At 70.9% G+C, this 1328-nt stretch carries 2 protein-coding genes; one reads left to right on the forward strand and one right to left on the reverse strand.

Annotation, left to right across the window (positions count from 1 at the left end):
* Positions 1-943 (forward strand): SGNH/GDSL hydrolase family protein (locus ACOADB_RS24000; RefSeq protein WP_378604712.1); only part of this gene is annotated, 943 nt, incomplete at its 5' end.
* A gap of 3 nt (positions 944-946) precedes the next feature.
* Here the strand turns inward: ACOADB_RS24000 and ACOADB_RS24005 are convergent.
* Positions 947-1328: VOC family protein (locus ACOADB_RS24005; RefSeq protein WP_378604715.1), on the reverse strand; the 382-nt coding region annotated here is incomplete at its 5' end.

Below are 1328 nucleotides of genomic sequence, written 5' to 3' on the forward strand. Positions count from 1 at the left end.
CGGCCTGGCCACCCTCCCGTTGCTCTCGTCCGGATCCGCACCGGCAGCGCACGCCGCCGTCACCCCGCGCTACCAGGAGTACGTCGCGCTGGGCGACTCGTGGTCGGCCGACGTGGTGCTCTTCGACCGCAACGGGTTCCCCGATGCACGTCACGCACCGACGGACTGCTTCCAGTCGCACACCAACTACCCGAAGATCGTGGCGGCCGCCCTGGCGATCCCGGTGTTCCGGGACGCGACCTGCGGATCGGCGACCACCGAGCACTTCACCCAGCCGCAGAGCGGGCTGCCGCTCGGTGGCACCAACCCGCCCCAGTTCGACCGGCTGACGCCCACGACCGACCTGGTGACCGTCGGAATCGGCGGCAACGACGCGGAGGTGGCCTCCGGCGCGGTCTCCTGCATCTCCGCGTCGCCCATCAGCATCCCGACTCCGGTGCTCCCGTTCCCGGACGTCATCCCGCTGATCGACGAGACGTCGCTCCCGCTGGGCGGCTGCAAGGAGCGGTTCACCGCGGGCGGCTTCGACCAGCTGGCCGACAACGTCGCCGCGACCGAGGACAAGGTGGTCGCCGCCCTGAAGGAGATCAAGCGACGCTCGCCCCGCGCCCGGGTGCTGCTGGTGAACTACCTGGACGCCATCCCCACGCGGGGTTGCTGGCCGATCGTGCCCATCACCAACACCGACATGGCGTACCTGAGCTCGGTGTTCGTCAAGCTCAACGCGATGCTGGCCGAGGCCGCGCGGCGCGGCGGTGCCGAACTGGTCGACACCCACCCGCTGAGCACCGGCCACCACGTGTGCACGGGCCCGCTGACCCGGTACGTCGAAGGCCTCGGAGTCATCTCGCTCAACGATCTCGCGGTCGCCGTACCCGCGCACCCGAACGCGGCCGGCGCACGTGCCCAGGCGCGGTCGGTGCTGCAGCAGATCGAGCGCTGAGGCTCACGGCAGCACGATGTCTCCGACCGGGCTGGGGTTGAAGGCGACCTCCCACCGGAAGCCGTCGGGGTCCGAGAAGTAGCCGGAGTAGCCGCCCCAGTCGCGCTGCGTCGCCTCCTGGACGTGCGGGGCTCCGGCGGCCTTCGCGGTCGCCAGCACCTCGTCGACACCTCCGGGCGAGGGCATGTTGTGCGAGATCGTCAGGGGCGCGATGCCGGGACCGCTCATCAGTGTGCCGACCTCGGCCTCGCATGCGGCGCGGTCCCACAGCGACAGGATGAGCCGTTCGCCCGCGCGGAACATGAGCACCTCGCCCGGTACGTCGATCTCCGGGGTCCAGCCGAGTCCGTCGCGATAGAAGCGCCGGGTCGCGTCCAGGTCGGTG

This window comes from Nocardioides sp. CPCC 206348 (assembly GCF_048654705.1).
Lineage (GTDB): Bacteria > Actinomycetota > Actinomycetes > Propionibacteriales > Nocardioidaceae > Nocardioides.